The sequence below is a fragment of the Ornithinimicrobium jinqii genome (assembly GCF_045032595.1).
Lineage (GTDB): Bacteria > Actinomycetota > Actinomycetes > Actinomycetales > Dermatophilaceae > Ornithinicoccus.
The window spans coordinates 19,015-36,779 of record NZ_JBJFZS010000031.1 but is presented as its reverse complement, the minus strand read 5'-3'; the positions used below and the strand labels follow the sequence as shown (position 1 = coordinate 36,779).

Annotated in this window: 15 protein-coding genes and 1 tRNA gene; 14 read left to right on the top strand and 2 right to left on the bottom strand. The window is 72.8% G+C overall.

Features of this window, described 5'->3' with window-relative positions:
- Positions 1-12 precede the first annotated feature (12 nt).
- Both ACI3ET_RS14265 and ACI3ET_RS14260 read left to right on the top strand, forming a co-directional pair.
- Complete coding sequence (locus ACI3ET_RS14265; protein ID WP_405033730.1) at positions 13-1,623, top strand: alpha/beta hydrolase; 1,611 nt, start codon at positions 13-15, stop codon at positions 1,621-1,623.
- Positions 1,624-1,708: 85 nt separating this feature from the next.
- Positions 1,709-1,785 (top strand) — tRNA-Thr (locus ACI3ET_RS14260).
- 84 nt (positions 1,786-1,869) lie between these two features.
- Here the strand turns inward: ACI3ET_RS14260 and ACI3ET_RS14255 are convergent.
- Together ACI3ET_RS14255 and ACI3ET_RS14250 are read right to left on the bottom strand one after the other, a co-directional pair.
- Positions 1,870-3,417: a DUF3352 domain-containing protein gene (locus tag ACI3ET_RS14255; RefSeq protein ID WP_405033729.1), complete on the bottom strand. Its 1,548-nt coding sequence runs from the start codon at positions 3,415-3,417 to the stop codon at positions 1,870-1,872.
- Positions 3,418-3,570: 153 nt separating this feature from the next.
- Positions 3,571-4,089 carry an inorganic diphosphatase gene (locus tag ACI3ET_RS14250; protein ID WP_405033728.1) on the bottom strand — a complete coding sequence of 173 codons (519 nt, stop codon included), beginning with the start codon at positions 4,087-4,089 and terminating at the stop codon, positions 3,571-3,573.
- A 93-nt stretch (positions 4,090-4,182) separates the two neighbouring features.
- On the opposite strand from ACI3ET_RS14250, the gene ACI3ET_RS14245 reads away from it, so the two are divergent.
- From ACI3ET_RS14245 to ACI3ET_RS14190, 12 genes are all read left to right on the top strand, one after another.
- Positions 4,183-5,730 (top strand): D-alanyl-D-alanine carboxypeptidase/D-alanyl-D-alanine-endopeptidase, encoded by a 1,548-nt coding sequence (locus ACI3ET_RS14245; RefSeq protein WP_405033727.1) that lies wholly within the window; start codon positions 4,183-4,185, stop codon positions 5,728-5,730.
- Between the two features lie 69 nt (positions 5,731-5,799).
- Positions 5,800-6,945, top strand: coding sequence for a zinc-dependent metalloprotease (locus ACI3ET_RS14240; RefSeq protein ID WP_405033726.1), 1,146 nt, complete (start codon positions 5,800-5,802; stop codon positions 6,943-6,945).
- 13 nt (positions 6,946-6,958) lie between these two features.
- Entirely contained in the window at positions 6,959-8,041 is a 1,083-nt protein-coding gene (tilS, locus tag ACI3ET_RS14235; RefSeq protein ID WP_405033725.1) for a tRNA lysidine(34) synthetase TilS, read from the top strand.
- A 52-nt stretch (positions 8,042-8,093) separates the two neighbouring features.
- Positions 8,094-8,645: a hypoxanthine phosphoribosyltransferase gene (hpt, locus tag ACI3ET_RS14230; protein WP_405033724.1), complete on the top strand. Its 552-nt coding sequence runs from the start codon at positions 8,094-8,096 to the stop codon at positions 8,643-8,645.
- A gap of 298 nt (positions 8,646-8,943) precedes the next feature.
- Complete coding sequence (gene ftsH / locus ACI3ET_RS14225; protein WP_405033766.1) at positions 8,944-10,935, top strand: ATP-dependent zinc metalloprotease FtsH; 1,992 nt, start codon at positions 8,944-8,946, stop codon at positions 10,933-10,935.
- On the top strand, positions 10,913-11,587 hold the full coding sequence (gene folE, locus ACI3ET_RS14220; protein WP_405033765.1) for a GTP cyclohydrolase I FolE: 675 nt from the start codon (positions 10,913-10,915) through the stop codon (positions 11,585-11,587). The genes ftsH and folE overlap by 23 nt, the downstream gene beginning before the upstream one ends.
- A gap of 47 nt (positions 11,588-11,634) precedes the next feature.
- Positions 11,635-12,459 (top strand): dihydropteroate synthase, encoded by an 825-nt coding sequence (gene folP, locus ACI3ET_RS14215; protein WP_405033764.1) that lies wholly within the window; start codon positions 11,635-11,637, stop codon positions 12,457-12,459.
- Positions 12,449-13,339, top strand: coding sequence for a dihydroneopterin aldolase (gene folB / locus ACI3ET_RS14210; protein ID WP_405033723.1), 891 nt, complete (start codon positions 12,449-12,451; stop codon positions 13,337-13,339). Before folP ends, folB begins: the two co-directional genes overlap by 11 nt.
- Positions 13,336-13,839 carry a DUF3180 family protein gene (locus tag ACI3ET_RS14205; protein WP_405033722.1) on the top strand — a complete coding sequence of 168 codons (504 nt, stop codon included), beginning with the start codon at positions 13,336-13,338 and terminating at the stop codon, positions 13,837-13,839. The genes folB and ACI3ET_RS14205 overlap by 4 nt, the downstream gene beginning before the upstream one ends.
- Before the next feature lie 33 nt (positions 13,840-13,872).
- Positions 13,873-14,520: a class I SAM-dependent methyltransferase gene (locus ACI3ET_RS14200; protein ID WP_405033721.1), complete on the top strand. Its 648-nt coding sequence runs from the start codon at positions 13,873-13,875 to the stop codon at positions 14,518-14,520.
- Between the two features lie 95 nt (positions 14,521-14,615).
- Complete coding sequence (locus ACI3ET_RS14195) at positions 14,616-15,395, top strand: VOC family protein (RefSeq protein ID WP_405033720.1); 780 nt, start codon at positions 14,616-14,618, stop codon at positions 15,393-15,395.
- A complete protein-coding gene (locus ACI3ET_RS14190; RefSeq protein ID WP_405033719.1) occupies positions 15,392-17,761 on the top strand; it encodes an ATP-binding cassette domain-containing protein in 2,370 nt (789 codons plus the stop codon). Before ACI3ET_RS14195 ends, ACI3ET_RS14190 begins: the two co-directional genes overlap by 4 nt.
- The last annotated feature ends 4 nt before the right edge of the window (positions 17,762-17,765 follow it).

Sequence of the window (17,765 nt, the reverse complement as noted above, 5' to 3'; positions counted from 1 at the left end):
AAGGACCACCCCGTGGCCAGACCGCTCACCATCCCGACGCGCCTCCTGGCGGTGACCACCGCCCTCGCGCTGCTCGCCGGGTGCACGCCGCCCGGGGCCGACGACGGGGCGACGCCGACCACGGGCGGCGCCGCCGGGACCGCCTCCACCGCCACCACCGGCGTCGAGAGCACGTCCGACGACACCACGACCGACCAGACAGGCTCCTCCGCGGAGGACACCCCCGAGGGTCTCGAGGACTTCTACTCCCAAACCCTGGCGTGGACCGAGTGTGAGATCGCCTTCGAGTGCGCGACGCTCAGCGTGCCGATCGACTACACCGACCCGTCGGCCGCCAGCATCGAGCTGGCGCTCCTCCGCTCGCCCGCCCCCGGCGACGCCCGGGGCTCGCTCGTCGTCAACCCCGGCGGTCCGGGCGTGTCCGGTGTCGACTACGCCATGGCCGCGCCGGCCGTGGTGCCCGAGGAGATCCTGTCCGCCTTCGACGTCGTCGGCTTCGACCCCCGGGGGGTGGCCCGCTCCGCGCCGATCACCTGCTACACCGACCAGCAGCTGGACGACTACCTCGGCGCGGACCCCTCGCCGGACGACGCGGCCGAGGAGGACGAGGCGGACGCGCGGCTCCAGGACTTCGCCGAGGCGTGCGACGACAACGCCGGCGAGCTGCTGGGTCACGTCTCCACGGTGGAGGCGGCCAAGGACATGGACGTCCTGCGCGCCGCCCTCGGGCAGGAGCAGCTCACCTACCTCGGGGCCTCCTACGGCACCCTGCTCGGCGCGACCTACGCCTCCCTCTTCCCGGAGAGGGTCGGCCGGTTCGTCCTCGACGGCGCCGTCGACCCCGGGCTCAGCGAGCTCGAGATGGGTCTCGGTCAGGCCACCGGCTTCGAGCGGGCGACCCGCGCCTACGTCGAGGACTGTGTCGCGGTCGGCGGCTGCCCGCTGGGCGACGACGTCGACACGGCCATGCTCCGCATCCCCGCCTTCCTCGAGGAGCTGGACGCCGACCCACTGCCGGTCCAGGGCGACGTCGTCGACGAGCTGACCGAGGGGTGGGGGGTGCTCGGCATCGTCATGGCCATGTACGCACAGGACTACTGGCCCATCCTCACCCAGGCCCTCGAACAGGCCGAGCAGGGGGACGGCACGCTGCTGATGTTCCTCGCCAACACCTACGTCACCCGCAGCGCCGACGGCGACTACCGCGGCAACCTCATGCAGGCCATCAGCGCGGTCAACTGCCTGGACCGCCCGGGGGACACCGGCGGTGAGGACCTGGACAGCGACGCGGTGCAGCGCCGGTTCGAGGAGGTCTCCCCGACCTGGGGTCGCTACCTCGCCGGTGAGGGCGCCTGCCAGTACTGGCCCGTGGAGGCTGTCGAGAGGGTCGACGACTACGCCGCCGAGGGCGCCGCCCCGATCCTGGTCATCGGCACCACCCGCGACCCCGCCACCCCGCACGAGTGGGCGGTCGCCCTCGCCGAGACGCTCGACTCCGGTGTGCTCATCTCCTACGACGGCGACGGCCACACCGCCTACGGACGCTCCAACGAGTGTGTCGACGACGCGGTCGACGCCTACCTGCTCGAGGGCACCGTTCCCGAGGACGACCTCACCTGCTGAGCGCGCCCCCGCGCGTCGGGGGAGTTTTGCCGTCACCTGCGGTGTCGGGTATCCTCGCTGCGGTCGTCATCACCGTGACGACCGTGCCGCCTTAGCTCAGTCGGCCAGAGCAATTCACTCGTAATGAATAGGTCATCGGTTCGATTCCGATAGGCGGCTCCACCACAGCAGCGCAGGTCGACGACCTGCGCTGCTGCCGTGTCCGGGGTCGTCCCCGTGACGGTGGGGCCCCGGGGGCCCGCAGGGTCATCCTGCGTCGGCGACGAACCTCAGGGTGAAGTGACTCTCGGTCTCGCTGTCCACCACGGTCGAGAAGCCGAGAGCGCCGAGCAGCTCGAGGGCCTCCCGGGCGTTCTCGTCGTCGACCTCCTGCAGGTAGTACTCCTCGAAGGGGTTGACGTCGACGAACAGCACCTGCGACGCGTCCTCGGAGTCGGCGACGGCCGAGCGGTAGGTCGCGTCCTGCCCGAGCGCACCCTCCGGCGCGGCGAGCGAGTCGACGTAGGCCCGGTCGACGCCGATGGTGAGGACCCCGTCGTCGGTGCGCTGAGGCAGCATCGTGAGCGGCGGCCCGGCCTCGGTCAGCAGCGTGCTCATCGCGGCGGCGTCGGTGCGCACTTGGTAGCCGATCGGCAGCCCCAGGGGGCCGGTGGACGCCGGGCTGCCCGTCTGGAGCGCCTCGGCGACGCCCGGCCCGACGGACAGCGCCATCGACTCGCCCAGCACCGTCATGACGTCGTCCGGCAGCGTGAACCCGCTGGCCGCGGCCTCCTCGACGACCGCCGCGACCTCGTCGGGGTGGGCGGTCGCGTAGTGGTCCCACAGCGTCTGAGCCCAGGCGGCGCCGTTCTCCAGGGACAGGGCGCCGGCGGTGTCCGCGGGCAGCTCGGCGACCAGGTCCGCGCCCTCCGAGACGGGCATCGTGAGTCCGTCGGCGCCCCGCGAGATCCCGTAGACCTCGATCGCGTCCGGGGAGAGGCGCAGCGTCGCGGCGGTCCGTCCGGTCAGCAGGTCGCCGTCGTCGAGCAGCCCAGCCCCCGGACCGGCCGACGGCACCCCGCCGTCGACCATCGCGTCCTCCAGCGCGGCGGCCATCCCCCCGGCGCGACCGGCGTCCACCCACATCGAGGCGATGCCGGCCTCCCCGAGGTCGTCCATGTCGGAGCGGTAGGCGTCGTGGTCGTCGAGGGTGCCCTTCTCCGCCTCGGACCGCACCTGGTCGATGGTCGTCCTGCTGGAGAACACCACGTAGTCACCGTCGAGGTAGTACGCGGCCTGCTCCTCGACAGGACGGGTCGACTGCTCGGCCATCAGGCGGTCGAGGGTCTCCTTCGCCTGCTCGCCGTCGCTGACCTGCAGCGCGAGCGCCGCCACCGGCTCCGCGGCTCCGTCGGCGATGACGACCGCACCGAGCCGGTCGCCCAGCCACGGCTCGACGTCCGTCTCGAAGTCGACGCCCTCGGGGGTCTTCCCGTCCGCCTGCAGCTGCTCCCACACCCACTCGCGCCACTCGCCGTCGTCCAGGCGCGCCCGGGTCTCCTCGTCCAGGCCCTGGAAGAAGCGGACCGCAGCGACCTTCTGACCGACCGAGGGGTCGACGTCGACACCCACATAGGCCGCCGCGCTGGCGGGCAGCACGCTGTCCGGCTGGTCCCCGGCGCCTCCCAGCAGCTGCGTCGCGGCATACGCCCCGCCTCCGATGAGCAGCACTGCGCCCACGGCGGCGCCGGCCATCACCATCCCCCGCCCCCCGCGGGCCTCCACCACGTCGCCACTGGAGCTGATCACGCTCATGTCTGTCCTCTTGTCCGGGGCGGTCCTGCCGCCCCACGGGTACGCCGTCACCGAGCAGCGCGCTGCCTACCAGCGTAGCGCCGGGTCATCTGAACAACGAGACCCCGGACCGTTCGGTTCCGGGGTCTCGCGAGGTAGGGCGTGCGCCCCGGCTCAGTGCTCCGTCGGCATGGGCCAGCGGGCGGTCGTCATGCCCGCGTCCTTGGCCCGCTGCAGCGCCTCGTAGTAGCACTGCTCGGCCTCCTCGCGGCCCGCCCAGTGCGCGCCCTCGACGGACTTGCCGGGCTCGAGGTCCTTGTAGACCTCGAAGAAGTGCTGGATCTCCAGCCGGGTGTGCTCGCCGATGTGCTCGAGCTCGCGGATGTTGCTCTTGCGGGGGTCGTCGGCGGGCACGCAGATGATCTTGTCGTCCCCGCCGGCCTCGTCGCGCATGTGGAACATCCCGATCGGGCGCGCCGCCACGAGGCACCCGGGCCAGGTCGGCTCGTCGAGCAGCACAAGCGCGTCCAGCGGGTCGCTGTCCTCACCGAGGGTCTCCTCGATGTAGCCGTAGTCGGCCGGGTAGCGGGTGGCCGTGAAGAGCATGCGGTCCAGTCGGATGCGCCCCGTCGCGTGGTCCACCTCGTACTTGTTCCGGCTACCCTGCGGGATCTCGATCGTCACGTCGAACATGCGCGGTGCTCTCTTCTCTCGGGACGGGCATAGTCTTTGTGGCCCAGTGTTCCCTATCCGGGACTTCGACCACGACCGAGGGGCGGCAGCACCGTGCGCGAGACGCGTGGGCCTGACGGGCACCGCCGTGCCCCACTCAGGTATGCCGTGGCGCTCGCCGTGGTCCTGGGGGTCGCCACCTCGGGCGCGCCCGTCCAGGCAGGGACCGACGGGGCGGGTGCGACGACCGACCCGTCGGTGACGACGACGGCACCGTCGCAGCCTCGGACGCAGGCCGAGGCCCGGCCCCGGATCGCCACGCTCGCCACCCCTCTTGGCCAGGTCAGCGACGGTCGGCTGCCCGAGGCGGACCGCCTCGCGTCGGCGATCTCGGACGAGCTGGAGAGCGAGTGGCTCGGTCCGGAAAGCCGCCGGGCGGTGACGGTGCGCGACGCCCTCACCGGCGAGCACCTGGTCGACGCCAACGCCGACACCCTCGTCACCCCCGCCTCGACCACCAAGATCCTCGCGGCTGCCGCCATCGTCACCGGGCTGGACCCGGCCCACACCTTCACCACCCGGGTGGTCGCGGGCGACGCCCCGGGCGAGGTGGTGCTCGTCGCCGGGGGCGACATGCTGCTGGCCCGGGGCCGCGGTGACCACGAGGCCGTCGCGGGGCACGCCGGCGTCGCTGACCTCGCCGCCCAGACGGCGGCGTCTCTCGAGGGTGTGCCGCTCGACGGGCCGGTCAGCGTCCGGCTCGACCTTGACCACGTCACCGGCCCGGCGGCGCTGGACACGTGGAGCGACGTCTGGGTGGATGCGGGCTACACCGGCCGGATCGTGCAGCTGGGCCTGGAGGAGGACCGTGCGCTGCCTGACGTCCCGTCCCCCGCGGAGCCGGAGGAGGAGGTCGCCGGGGCGTTCCGCGAGGCGCTGGCGGACGAGGGGCTGGAGGTCGCCGGTCTCGAGGAGGCCGACGCCGAGGACGGTGCGGATCCCGCCGAGCAGACCCCCGCCGACGGGATCACGGAGGGGGCGACGACCGACGCCGCCTCGGTCACGGCCCCGGTCCCGGCCACCGAGCTGGCCAGCGTCACCTCGGCGCCCGTGCGCGACGTCCTGGCCCTCGCGCTGGCGACGAGCGACAACGCGATGGTCGAGCAGCTCGCCCGCCAGGCCGCGGTCGCCGACGGTGCCACCACCGACCAGGACGCCGTCACCGCCTGGGTCGTGCGGGCGGTCGCCGAGGACTACGGCGTCGACGTCACCGGCGTCGAGATCGCCGACACGAGCGGCCTGTCCGACGGCACCCGCATCCCGGTGGGGGTGGTCGCCGACCTCCTCGTCGCGGGTGCCGACGGCTCGCACCCGCACCTGCAGGGGGTCCTCGCGGCAGGGGGCCTGCCGATCGCCGGCTACACCGGCACCCTCTCGACGCGCTTCCACCTTCCGGTGCACGAGGAGGCGATCGGGACCGCCCGTGCCAAGACCGGCTCCCTGCCAGGGGTGACCTCGTTGGCCGGCACCGTCGTCACCCGCGACGGCCGGCTCCTGGTCTACGCCGCCACCGCCGACCGCATCGGTGAGGACGGGGCTGTCATCGAGGCACGCTCTGCCCTGGACGAGCTGGTCGCCCAGCTCGCCCGCTGCGGCTGCTGACGGCGGGAGCACGGTCGCCCGCGGTGTCCTGGTTCGCGTGGACCGGCGCGCACCGCATACCGTCAAGCCATGACCTCCAGCCCCACGCCCGCCGAGGCCCGCCCGCCCGAGCAGCCCGCCGACGACCTGCACGGCAGCGCACTGGTGGACTGGGACTTCGCCGCCGCCGCCGCGAGCCGACTGGTGCCCCCCGGCCCGAAGGCCGCCCGGGGCGAGATCGAGACGCTGGTCACCGAGCTGCGGAGCGCGGGCGCCCGGGCCGTGGACCCGGTCGCGACCACGGCTCGCCTCTCGACGCCCCCCGGCACCCCACCGGCGCTCGTCGTCGACCGGCCGGGCTGGATCCGCGTCAACGCGGCGTCGATGGGGGCGATGGTCGCGCCCGTCCTCGACGACGTCGTGGCCCGCAAGCGCGAGGCAGACCGGGTCAAGGCCGAGGCGGCGGGCAAGACGCTCGCGACCGTCGGACCGACCATGCAGAAGGTCGGCTCCACCATCACCGGCACCGAGGTCGCCGGGATGCTGTCGTGGCTGTCGACCAAGGTGCTGGGGCAGTACGACCTGGCACCCCAGGGCACGCCGCGGCTGATGTTCGTCGCCCCCAACATCCTCGGGGCCGAGCGCGAGCTGGACGTCGACCCGACCGACTTCCGCCTGTGGGTGGCGATGCACGAGGAGACGCACCGCGTGCAGTTCACCGCGGTGCCCTGGCTGCGCGAGCACGTCATCTCCCAGGCCCGCGAGATCGGCACCGCACTGATGCCGGAGCCGGACCAGGTGACGCAACGGCTGACCGAGGTGCTCGCCAAGCTGCCCGGCGTGCTGCGCGGCGACGTCGACATCACGCAGGTGATGGCCACCCCCGCCCAGCGCGAGAAGCTGGCCGAGATCACCGCGGTGATGTCGCTGCTCGAGGGGCACGCCGACGTCGTCATGGACGAGGTCGGCCCGCAGGTCATCCCCAGCGTGGCGCAGATCCGCGCCCGCTTCACCGAGCGGCGCAAGGGGGCCGGCAACGTGGACAAGATCCTGCGTCGCCTCCTCGGGATGGAGGCCAAGATGCGGCAGTACAAGGACGGTGCCGCCTTCGTCCGCGGCGTCCAGGAGCACGTCGGCGTCGACGGGTTCAACCAGGTCTGGTCCTCGCCGGAGACCCTGCCGCTGCCCACCGAGATCGTCGACCCGGCCGCCTGGGTCGCCCGGGTGCACGGCTGAGCCGTCGCCTCCGGTGCCCGGCCCGCCCCCTGCCGTCGCCGCGGTCCGCGCGGAGGTCCGCCACGCGCTGACCGGGCTCGACCTCCCGGACCACGCGGCGGTCGTCGTCGCCTGCTCCGGCGGCGCCGACTCGCTCGCGCTGGCTGCCGCCACGGCCTTCGTCGCCCCTCGGCTTGGCCTGCGGGCAGGTGCCGCGGTCGTGGACCACAGACTGCAGGAGGGCTCCGCCCAGGTGGCGCACCGGGCGGCAGCCCAGTGCCGAGAGCTCGGGCTGGACCCCGTCGACGTGGTGCCGGTGGAGGTCGCGGTGTCCGCCGAAGGTCCGGAGGCCGACGCCCGCACCGCCCGGTATGCCGCGCTCGCCGCCTCCGCGCACCGGCGCGGGGCTGCGGCTGTGCTCCTGGGGCACACCCTCGACGACCAGGCCGAGCAGGTGCTGCTCGGCCTGGTCCGGGGCTCGGGGAGCCGGTCGCTGTCGGGCATGCCGCGGGTCCGGCCCCTGGGTGCCGAGACGGGCGACGCGCCCTCCGGCACGACGACGCTCCTGCGCCCCCTGCTCGGTGTGGGCCGCCGCACGACGGCCCGGGCCTGCGCCGAGCTGGGCCTGATCCCGTGGCAGGACCCGCACAACGAGGACGAGCTCTTCCTGCGGGTGCGGGCCCGCCGCGCCCTGGCCGACCTCGAGGCCGACCTGGGCCCCGGGCTCGTCGTGGGCCTCTCCCGCACCGCCGACCTGCTCCGGGACGACGCCGACGCCCTCGACGAGGAGGCGCGCACGGCATACCTGCGGCTGGGTGGACCTCCGTGGCCCGCCGACGCGCTGGTGGAGCTGCCGCGCGCTGTCCGCACCCGCCTGTGGCGGCGGGCGGCGCTGGACGCGGGCAGCCCCGGGACCGACCTGACGTCGCAGCACCTGCTCACCGTCGACCGGCTGGTCACCGCCTGGCGTGGCCAGGGGCCTCTGCACCTGCCGGGTGGTGTGCGCGCGGGGCGCTCCGGTGGCCAGGTGTGGGTCGGCGCCGGCCCGTCCGCCCGTCGCGCCACGGCGTCGGCACCTGCGTCCGGGACCGGTGTCGTCCCGGCGCCCGACTGCTAGTTGAATGGGCCCCGATGGGCCCCGACCATCCCCGAAGTCGAAGGAGCAGCGCGTGGACGCCGAGCACATGGGTGCGGACCTGGACGAGATCCTCTTCACCGAGGAGGACATCCGGCAGCGGCTGGGGGAGCTGGCCGAGCAGGTGTGGCAGGACTACGCGGACAAGGACGTCCTCCTCGTCGGCGTGCTCAGGGGGGCGATCATGGTGATGGCGGACTTCATGCGCGCGCTGCCCGGGTCGGTGGAGATGGACTGGATGGCGGTCTCCAGCTACGGCTCGGGCACCAAGTCCAGCGGCGTCGTGCGGATCCTCAAGGACCTCGACACCGACATCTCGGGCCGGCACGTGCTCATCGTCGAGGACATCATCGACTCGGGCCTGACGCTGAGCTGGATCCGGACCAACCTCCTCTCCCGCCGACCGGCGTCCGTCGAGATCTGCACGCTGCTGCGCAAGCCCGAGGCCGCCAAGGTGGAGATCGACGTGCGCTACGTGGGGTTCGAGATCCCCAACGCCTTCGTCGTCGGCTACGGGCTGGACTTCGACGAGAAGTACCGCAACCTGCGCGTCATCGGCACCCTGGCCCCGCACGTCTACTCGTAGGGAGAGGTGAGGCGCCCCGCCGAGCCTGACGTGGTGCACGGGACGCCGTCGTGCTGTGCGACCCACCCGGGCCCGCCCGGCCCCGCTCTGATGCGCCCCGCGACGCGGCGCGTGGGGGACGCACGGTCATACCCTGCAACGGACGTGGAACACTGGCCCCCTGCCGCGCGTTGTCGGCAGCAGACCCGTGCCGGACAGAACCGATCAGGAGGAAACGGGGTCGGGCACACGTGTCCGCCCCCGAACGCACCCCACCATGAGCACCGCCAAGCGGCCCCGCCCCAAGCCCAGTCCCTGGATGTGGATCTTCCTGTTCCTCGGACTGGGGATCCTGTGGTTCTCCCTGCTCTCGCCGAGCGACTACAGCCGGATCGACACCTCGGACGCGATGGAGCTGATCACCTCCGAGCGCGTCGCCGAGGCGACCGTCACCCCCGAGCGCATCGACCTCACCCTCAAGGAGGGCGAGACGTTCACCGCAGAGGGGGTCCGCGAGACGAGCAAGGTGCAGGCCTTCTACGTCGAGGCACGCGGTGAGCAGATCATCACCGCGATCGACGAGCACCCGCCGAGCGTGACGTGGACCGACGACCCGGCGCGCCCCAACGTACTGGTGACGATGCTGGTCAACTTCCTGCCGCTGCTGCTCATCCTGGGGCTGTTCCTGTGGCTGATGACCCGCATGCAGGGTGGGGGCCGCGGCGTCATGCAGTTCGGCAAGTCCAAGGCCAAGCTGGCCACCAAGGACATGCCCAAGGTGACCTTCGCCGACGTCGCGGGCGCGGACGAGGCGGTCGAGGAGCTCGAGGAGATCAAGGAGTTCCTCTCCGAGCCCCGCAAGTTCCTCGAGGTCGGCGCCAAGATCCCCAAGGGCGTGCTCCTCTACGGGCCGCCCGGCACGGGCAAGACCCTGCTCGCGCGCGCCGTCGCGGGCGAGGCGGGCGTGCCGTTCTACTCGATCTCCGGCTCCGACTTCGTCGAGATGTTCGTCGGTGTCGGCGCCTCGCGCGTCCGCGACCTGTTCGAGCAGGCCAAGGAGAACGCGCCCGCGATCATCTTCGTCGACGAGATCGACGCGGTCGGTCGCCACCGTGGTGCCGGCCTCGGCGGCGGGCACGACGAGCGCGAGCAGACGCTCAACCAGCTGCTCGTCGAGATGGACGGCTTCGACGTCAAGGCCAACGTCATCCTCATCGCGGCCACCAACCGTCCCGACATCCTCGACCCGGCCCTCCTGCGTCCCGGGCGCTTCGACCGGCAGATCGCCGTCGAGGCCCCCGACATGCTGGGCCGCCTCCACATCCTGCAGGTGCACGGCAAGGGCAAGCCGCTCGCCGACGTCGACCTCATGACGATCGCCCGCCGCACCCCCGGGTTCTCGGGCGCCGACCTGGCCAACGTCCTCAACGAGGCGGCACTGCTCGCGGCCCGGCAGAACCAGAAGGTCATCACCGACCACGACCTCGACGAGGCGATCGACCGCGTCATGGCCGGTCCGCAGAAGCGGACCCGCGTGATGAGCGCCAGGGAGAAGAAGATCACCGCCTACCACGAGGGCGGCCACGCCCTGGTGGCGGCGGCGATGAACCACACCGACCCGGTGAGCAAGGTGACGATCCTGCCCCGCGGTCGCGCGCTGGGATACACGATGGTGCTGCCCGCCGACGACAAGTACTCCACCACCCGCAACGAGCTGCTCGACCAGCTCTCGTACGCGCTGGGTGGGCGCGTCGCCGAGGAGCTGGTCTTCCACGACCCGACCACCGGAGCCGCGAACGACATCGAGAAGGCGACGGGCCTGGCGCGCAAGATGGTCACCCAGTTCGGGATGAGCGAGCGCGTCGGCGCGGTCAAGCTCGGGTCCGGCAGCGGCGAGGTCTTCCTCGGCCGCGACATGGGCCACGAGCGCGACTACTCCGAGAACCTCGCCGGCATCGTCGACCAGGAGGTGCGCCGCTTCATCGAGGCGGCCCACGACGAGGCCTGGCACGCGCTCAACGACAACAGGGACATCCTCGACACCCTCGTCCTGGAGCTGCTCGAGCGCGAGACCCTCAACGCGGCCGCCCTCGCCGAGCTCTTCAAGGACGTGCGCCGGCGCCCGGTCCGTCCCGTGTGGCTGTCCTCGGACGACCGGTCCGTGCACGACGCCGGGCCGGTGCTCACCGACGCCGAGAAACGGGCGATGGCCAACGGCCACAGGCCTCCCGCCGGTCCCGGCGAGGAGCACCCGCCGGAGAAGGTCATCGAGGTGCCGGAGGGTGGGTATGTCGATCCCGGGCACCTCTGAGCCGGACGGGATCGTGCTGGACGACGGGGTCGCGCTGGACACGGTCGACGAGGGTGACGCGCCCGGCGCGCCCGTCGCCGCACCCGTGGACCACGCCCGGATCGAGGCGGCGGTGCGCGAGATCCTGATCGCGATCGGGGAGGACCCCGGTCGCGACGGGCTCGTGAAGACCCCGTCCAGGGTGGCCCGCGCCTACGCCGAGATCTTCGGCGGTCTGGCGCAGTCGCCCGGCGACGTCCTCGGGACGACCTTCGACGTCCAGCACGAGGAGATGATCCTCGTCCGCGACATCGAGCTGCACAGTGTCTGCGAGCACCACCTCGTGCCGTTCCACGGGGTGGCCCACGTCGGCTACATCCCCGGCGCGGACGGCCGCGTCGTGGGCCTGTCCAAGATCGCCCGCCTCGTGGACGTCTACGCCCGACGCCCCCAGGTGCAGGAGCGGCTCACCACCCAGATCGCCGAGGCCCTCGTCGAGCACCTCGCCCCCGGTGGCGTCATCGTGGTCGTCGAGGCCGAGCACCTGTGCATGTCGATGCGCGGCATCCGTCGCCCCGGCGCCCGCACCATCACCTCTGCCGTCCGGGGACAGCTGCGCGACCCGGCCACCCGCGCGGAGGCCATGAGCCTGGTGATGGGTCGGAGCGGCTGACCGTGCAGCTCCTGGACGACCTGCTCGCTGCCGCCCCGACCCGCATCATGGGCGTGGTCAACGTGACCCCCGACTCCTTCAGCGACGGCGGTCGCTGGTTCGAGGCCGACGCGGCGGCCGAGCACGGGCGGGCGCTCGCCGCGGCGGGCGCCGACCTGCTCGACGTCGGCGGCGAGTCCACCCGTCCGGGCAGCGCCCGACCCTCCGCCGAGGAGGAGCTGGCGCGCGTGCTCCCGGTCGTGACCGCGCTGGCCTCCGACGGCCTGGTCGTGTCCGTCGACACGATGCGGGCCGAGGTGGCCCGGGCCGCGCTGGTCGCCGGTGCCCGCGTCGTCAACGACGTGTCCGGAGGGCTGGCCGACCCGCGCATGCCCGAGGTCGTCGCCGCCAGCGGCGTCCCCTTCGTCGTCATGCACTGGCGAGGGCTGCTGAGCGACCCGCACGAGCAACCGCACTACGAGGACGTCACGGGCGAGGTATGCCGTGAGCTCACCGCGCGCGTCGAGGTGCTCCTCGCGGCGGGGGTGGGGGAGGACCAGCTGGTCCTCGACCCCGGGTTCGGCTTCTCCAAGGACGCGGCCCACAACTGGGAGCTGCTCGGCGGTCTGGCGCAGGTGGTCGCCCTGGGGCTGCCGGTGGTCGTGGGCACGTCGCGCAAGCGCTTCCTCGGCCGACTCCCTCAGCGCACGGGCGCCGCGCCGCTCACGGACGCCGAGCCCACCCCACCGACCGCCCGCGACGCGGCGACCGCCGCCACGAGCCTGCTGGCCGCGCAGGCCGGTGCCTGGGCTGTCCGCGTGCACGAGGTCGGCCCCACCCTGGACGCGCTCGCGGTGTGGGAGCAGACGCAGAGGTGGCGCCGTGCGCGGTGACCTGATCCGGCTCACCGGTGTGCGGGCCTACGGCCATCACGGGGTGCTCGAGCACGAGCGCCGCGACGGCCAGGACTTCGTCGTCGACGTGGTGATGGCCCTCGACCTGCACCCGGCCGGCACCACCGACGAGCTGCGCCGCACCGTCAACTACGCCGAGGTCGCCGCCGACGTGGTGGCCGTGGTCACGGGCGAGCCCCGGGACCTCATCGAGACCGTCGCCGAGGAGATCGCCGCCCGCGTCCTCGCGCGTCCCCTCGTGGAGTCCGTCGAGGTCGTCGTGCACAAGCCGTCCGCCCCGGTAGGGGTGCCGTTCGGCGACGTCGAGGTCGTCGTGCGCCGCGAGCGCGACGTGCCGGTCGTCATCGCCCTCGGCGCCAACCTCGAGGGCGCCGACGGCACCAGCCCGACCCGGACGCTGCAGGACGCGGCGCGGCGGCTGCACCGCGTGCGCGGACTCCGGGCGGTGCGGGTCTCCGCGCTCCACGGCAGCGCCCCGGTCGGCGGACCGGCCCAGCCCGACTACGTCAACGCCGTCGCCGTGGCTCGCACCCGTCTTCCGCCCGCGTCCTTGCTCGCGTCCCTGCACCGCGTCGAGGACGACCTGGGCCGGACCCGGGACGTCCGCTGGGGGCCGCGCACCCTCGACCTCGACCTGGTCCAGTACGGCGACCCGGCCAGCGGCACCGACGTCACCAGCGACGCCGCCGACCTGCTCCTGCCGCACCCGCGCGCGCACGAGCGAGCCTTCGTGCTCGTGCCCTGGCTCGACGTCGACCCGCGGGCCAGCCTGCGCCTGGGCGAGGACGTCGTCCCGGTGCGCGACCTCATACCCTCCGTCGTGGACCAGTCCGTGCACCCGCTGGAGGTGCGGCAGTGAGCCCGGCGCAGGGGGTGCGGGTCGGGTCGGGGCTGCTGGTGGCCGTCCTGACGGCGATGGGCGGCTGGCTGCTGCTCGAGCTCGTCCACGCCGCCACCGGCTCCTATCCCCAGATCTCCTGGCTCGGGCTGGTGCCCCTGGTGGGCGTGACCGTCCTCGTCCTGGTCATGACCTGGCAGGTCCGCCGCTACGTGGCGGGCAGGGGCACCTGGCGCCCCACCCCGCAGCGGGCGCGGGCCACGCTCGTCGGCGCGCAGGCGGCGGCGCTGGGCGGGGCGGCGCTGCTGGGCTGGTATGCCGCGAACGCGCTGGTCCACCTGCCCGACGTCGACGTCCCCAGCGAGCGGACCCAGCTGGTCTGGGGGCTCGTGCACGCGGGGGCCGCGCTGGCGCTGGCGGTGGCCGGCTACGTCGGTCAGGCGTGGTGCCGCATCCCCCCGACCGAGGGTGACGACGAGGACGGCGGCGCCGTGCCGGACGGCGACCTGGCCTACGGGTGAGGGCCGTCGGCGCCACCTCCTAGGGTGGTGTGCATGACCCGCGAGCACGCCAACGAGGCCGTCGAGCCGACCGGGAACGCGCACCCGACCAGCCTGTGGCCCGGGCTCGCGGACCCCGAGCACTCCCGGTGGTACGCCGAGCGCTTCCGGGTCCTCGGCGCCCGCGGGGAGGACATCGAGGGGGAGTCGCGCCTCGCGGACGTGCTCGCGCCGCGACGTGCCCGGCTCCTCGACGCCGGGTGCGGCCCCGGCCGGCACGGGGCACACCTGGCTCGTCTCGGGCACACCGTCGTGGGTGTGGACGTCGACCCTGCGCTCGTCGACGCCGCCCGGGAGGACCACCCCGGGGCGACCTGGCTGGTGGGCGACCTGGTCACGCTCGACCTGGCTGCCCTCGGCGAGCCGGAGCCCTTCGACGGGGTCCTGGTCGCGGGCAACGTCATGGACTTCGTCGCCGAGCCCTACCGGGCCGAGGTCGTGCACCGGCTGGCGGCGACCCTGCGCCCGGACGGGTTCGTGCTGCTGGGCGGGCGGGTCACCCGTGGTTTCACCCCGCAGGACCTCGACGCGGCACTGCCTGCTGCCGGACTGCGCCTGGAGCACCGGTTCGCGACCTGGGACCTGCGCCCCTGGACGCCCGGGGCCGCCTTCTGTGTCAGTGTCCTGCGCAAGGATGTCTGATCCGGACCGATGAGTTCGCAGCGCTGCAGGGGTCTGCACTCCTGTTCCACCCCACTCCTCCCTCCGTCCGTCACCTGCCACCAAGGAGCCCCGAGATGACCGATCACAGCACCCCCTGGCCCGTCGGCGCCCCCGCCTGGGTCGACATCTCCGTCACCGACATCGAGCGCAGCAAGGCCTTCTACAGCGCGGTCCTGAGCTGGGACTACGACGGTGGCGGCGAGGAGTTCGGCGGCTACCTCAACGCGACCGTCGACGGCCGCAGGGTGGCCGGGATGGCGCCGCCCATGGAGGGCATGCCGGAGCCGCCGCACGTCTGGACCGTCTACGTCGCGGTCGAGGACAGCGCGGCGGCCGAGCAGGCCATCACCGGGGCCGGTGGCACCACGCTGATGCCGCCCATGGAGGTCGGCCCGTTCGGGACGATGGCCCTGTACGCCGACCCGACCGGCGCCGGCTTCGGCACCTGGCAGTCCGGCACCCACCAGGGCTTCGAGCGCACGGGCGAGCACGGCTCCCCGTCCTGGATCGAGGCCATGGTCGGCGACTACGAGCGCGGCACGGAGTTCTACACCCAGGTGTTCGGCTGGCACTACCAGGACATCTCCGCCGGCACCATGAAGTACGCCATGTTCGGGGTGCCCGGCGAGGAGCCGCCGATGAGCGGAGGCATCGGTGAGGTCGAGGCGGGCCAGCCGCCGGCGTGGACCCTCAACATCGAGGTCGGCGACGTCGACGCGGCAGCCCAGCGGGTCAAGGACGCCGGCGGTCAGGTGACCACCGAGCCCTTCGACTTCGAGTTCGGCCGCCTCGCCCTGGTGACCGGACCTGACGGGGAGGCCTTCGGCCTGGTCACCAGCTCGCCCGCCGCATGACCCGCGACCCGGCCCCGCACCCGGCGGACAGCCACGACGTCATCAGCGTGCACGGTGCGCGGGTCAACAACCTGCGCGAGGTGAGCGTGGAGCTGCCCAAGCGTCGGCTCACCGTCTTCACCGGTGTCTCGGGGTCGGGCAAGAGCTCACTGGTCTTCGGCACGATCGCGGCCGAGTCGCAGCGGCTCATCAACGAGACCTACAGCGCCTTCGTCCAGGGCTTCATGCCGACGCTGGCCCGACCCGACGTCGACGTCCTCGACGGGCTCACGACCGCGATCATCGTCGACCAGGAGCGGATGGGCGCCAACCCCCGCTCCACGGTCGGCACGGTGACCGACGCCAACGCGATGCTGCGCATCCTGTTCAGCAGGCTGGGTCGGCCGCACATCGGCTCCTCCCAGGCGTTCTCGTTCAACGTCGCCTCCATCAGCGGCGCGGGCGCCGTGACGGTGGAACGAGGCGGGGAGTCGGTGCAGGAACGCCGGAGCTTCTCGATCACCGGGGGCATGTGCCTGCGCTGCGAGGGCATGGGTCGGGTCAACGACATCGACACCTCGGCCCTCTACGACGACAGCCTCTCGCTCAACGAGGGTGCGCTGACCATCCCGGGCTACACCATGGACGGGTGGTACGGCCGGATCTTCCGGGGGTGCGGGTTCTTCGACCCGGACAAGCCCATCCGGGAGTTCACCAAGCGGGAGCGGCAGGACCTGCTCCACAAGCCGCCGACGAAGATCAAGGTCGAGGGCATCAACGTCACCTACGAGGGGCTGGTCCCCCGGATCCAGAAGTCGATGCTGTCCAAGGACCGCGAGGCGATGCAGCCCCACATCCGCGCCTTCGTCGACCGGGCCGTCACCTTCGACACCTGCCCCGAGTGCCACGGCACGCGTCTGTCCGAGGCGGCCCGGTCCTCCAGGGTCCTCGGCGTCAGCATCGCCGACGTCTGCGCCATGCAGATCAGCGACCTGGCGGGCTGGGTCCGCCAGCTCGACGAGCCGTCCGTCGCCCCGCTGCTGGCCACCCTCCAGCACACCCTCGACTCGTTCGTCCAGATCGGTCTGGGCTACCTGAGCCTGGAGCGACCCTCGGGCACGCTGTCCGGCGGGGAGGCGCAGCGCACCAAGATGATCCGCCACCTCGGCTCCAGCCTCACCGACGTCACCTACGTCTTCGACGAGCCCACGATCGGGTTGCACCCCCACGACATCCAGCGGATGAACTCCCTGCTCCTGGAGCTGCGCGACAAGGGGAACACGGTGCTGGTGGTCGAGCACAAGCCCGAGGCCATCGTCATCGCCGACCACGTGGTCGACCTCGGCCCCGGGGCCGGGACCGACGGGGGCACGATCTGCTTCGAGGGCAGCGTCGAGGGGCTGCGGGCCAGCGACACGGTCACCGGTCGGCACCTCGACGACCGTGCGCGACTCAAGGAGGACGTGCGCACCGCGACCGGCACGCTGCCCGTCCGGGGCGCGTCCAGGCACAACCTGCGCGCCGTCGACGTCGACGTCCCGCTCGGCGTGCTCGTGGTCGTCACCGGTGTCGCCGGGTCGGGCAAGAGCTCGCTGATCCACGGTTCGCTCCCGGGGGGTGCCGACGTCGTCTCCATCGACCAGGGCGGGATCCGGGGGTCGCGCCGCAGCAACCCCGCGACCTACACCGGGCTGCTCGAGCCGATCCGCAAGGCCTTCGCCAAGGCCAACGGTGTCAAGCCGGCCCTGTTCAGCGCCAACTCCGAGGGTGCCTGCCCGACCTGCAACGGTGCCGGTGTCATCTACACCGACCTGGCGATGATGGCCGGGGTCGCCACCACCTGCGAGGAGTGCGAGGGCAAGCGGTTCCAGGCCGCCGTCCTGGAGTACACCCTCGGCGGACGCACCATCGCCGAGGTCCTGGCGATGCCGGTGACCGAGGCAGAGGTCTTCTTCTCCGACGGCCCGGCGCGCACGCCCGCGGCCCACCGCATCCTCGGGCACCTCGTCGACGTCGGGCTCGGCTACCTCACGCTCGGGCAGCCGCTGACCACCCTCTCGGGCGGCGAGCGGCAGCGCCTCAAGCTGGCCACCCACCTCGGCGAGAAGGGCGGCATCTACGTCCTCGACGAGCCGACCACCGGGTTGCACCTCGCCGACGTCCAGCAGCTGCTGGAGCTGCTGGACCGGCTCGTCGACGGCGGGAAGTCGGTCGTCGTGATCGAGCACCACCAGGCGGTCATGGCGCACGGGGACTGGATCATCGACCTCGGCCCGGGCGCCGGGCACGACGGTGGCCTCGTCGTCTTCGAGGGCACGCCGGCGCAGCTCGTCGCCGACCGCTCCACCCTGACCGGCCAGCACCTGGCGGCCTACGTGAGGGCCTGACCCA

Coding starts and splice junctions, on each gene's coding strand:
- ACI3ET_RS14195 (WP_405033720.1), top strand. CDS start 14,616: ATGACCGATCACAGCACCCCCTGGCCCGTCGGCGCCCCCGCCTGGGTC.
- ACI3ET_RS14240 (WP_405033726.1), top strand. CDS start 5,800: ATGACCTCCAGCCCCACGCCCGCCGAGGCCCGCCCGCCCGAGCAGCCC.
- folP (WP_405033764.1), top strand. CDS start 11,635: ATGGGCGTGGTCAACGTGACCCCCGACTCCTTCAGCGACGGCGGTCGC.
- ACI3ET_RS14250 (WP_405033728.1), bottom strand. CDS start 4,089: ATGTTCGACGTGACGATCGAGATCCCGCAGGGTAGCCGGAACAAGTAC.
- ACI3ET_RS14200 (WP_405033721.1), top strand. CDS start 13,873: ATGACCCGCGAGCACGCCAACGAGGCCGTCGAGCCGACCGGGAACGCG.
- ACI3ET_RS14255 (WP_405033729.1), bottom strand. CDS start 3,417: ATGAGCGTGATCAGCTCCAGTGGCGACGTGGTGGAGGCCCGCGGGGGG.
- ftsH (WP_405033766.1), top strand. CDS start 8,944: ATGTGGATCTTCCTGTTCCTCGGACTGGGGATCCTGTGGTTCTCCCTG.
- ACI3ET_RS14190 (WP_405033719.1), top strand. CDS start 15,392: ATGACCCGCGACCCGGCCCCGCACCCGGCGGACAGCCACGACGTCATC.
- folE (WP_405033765.1), top strand. CDS start 10,913: ATGTCGATCCCGGGCACCTCTGAGCCGGACGGGATCGTGCTGGACGAC.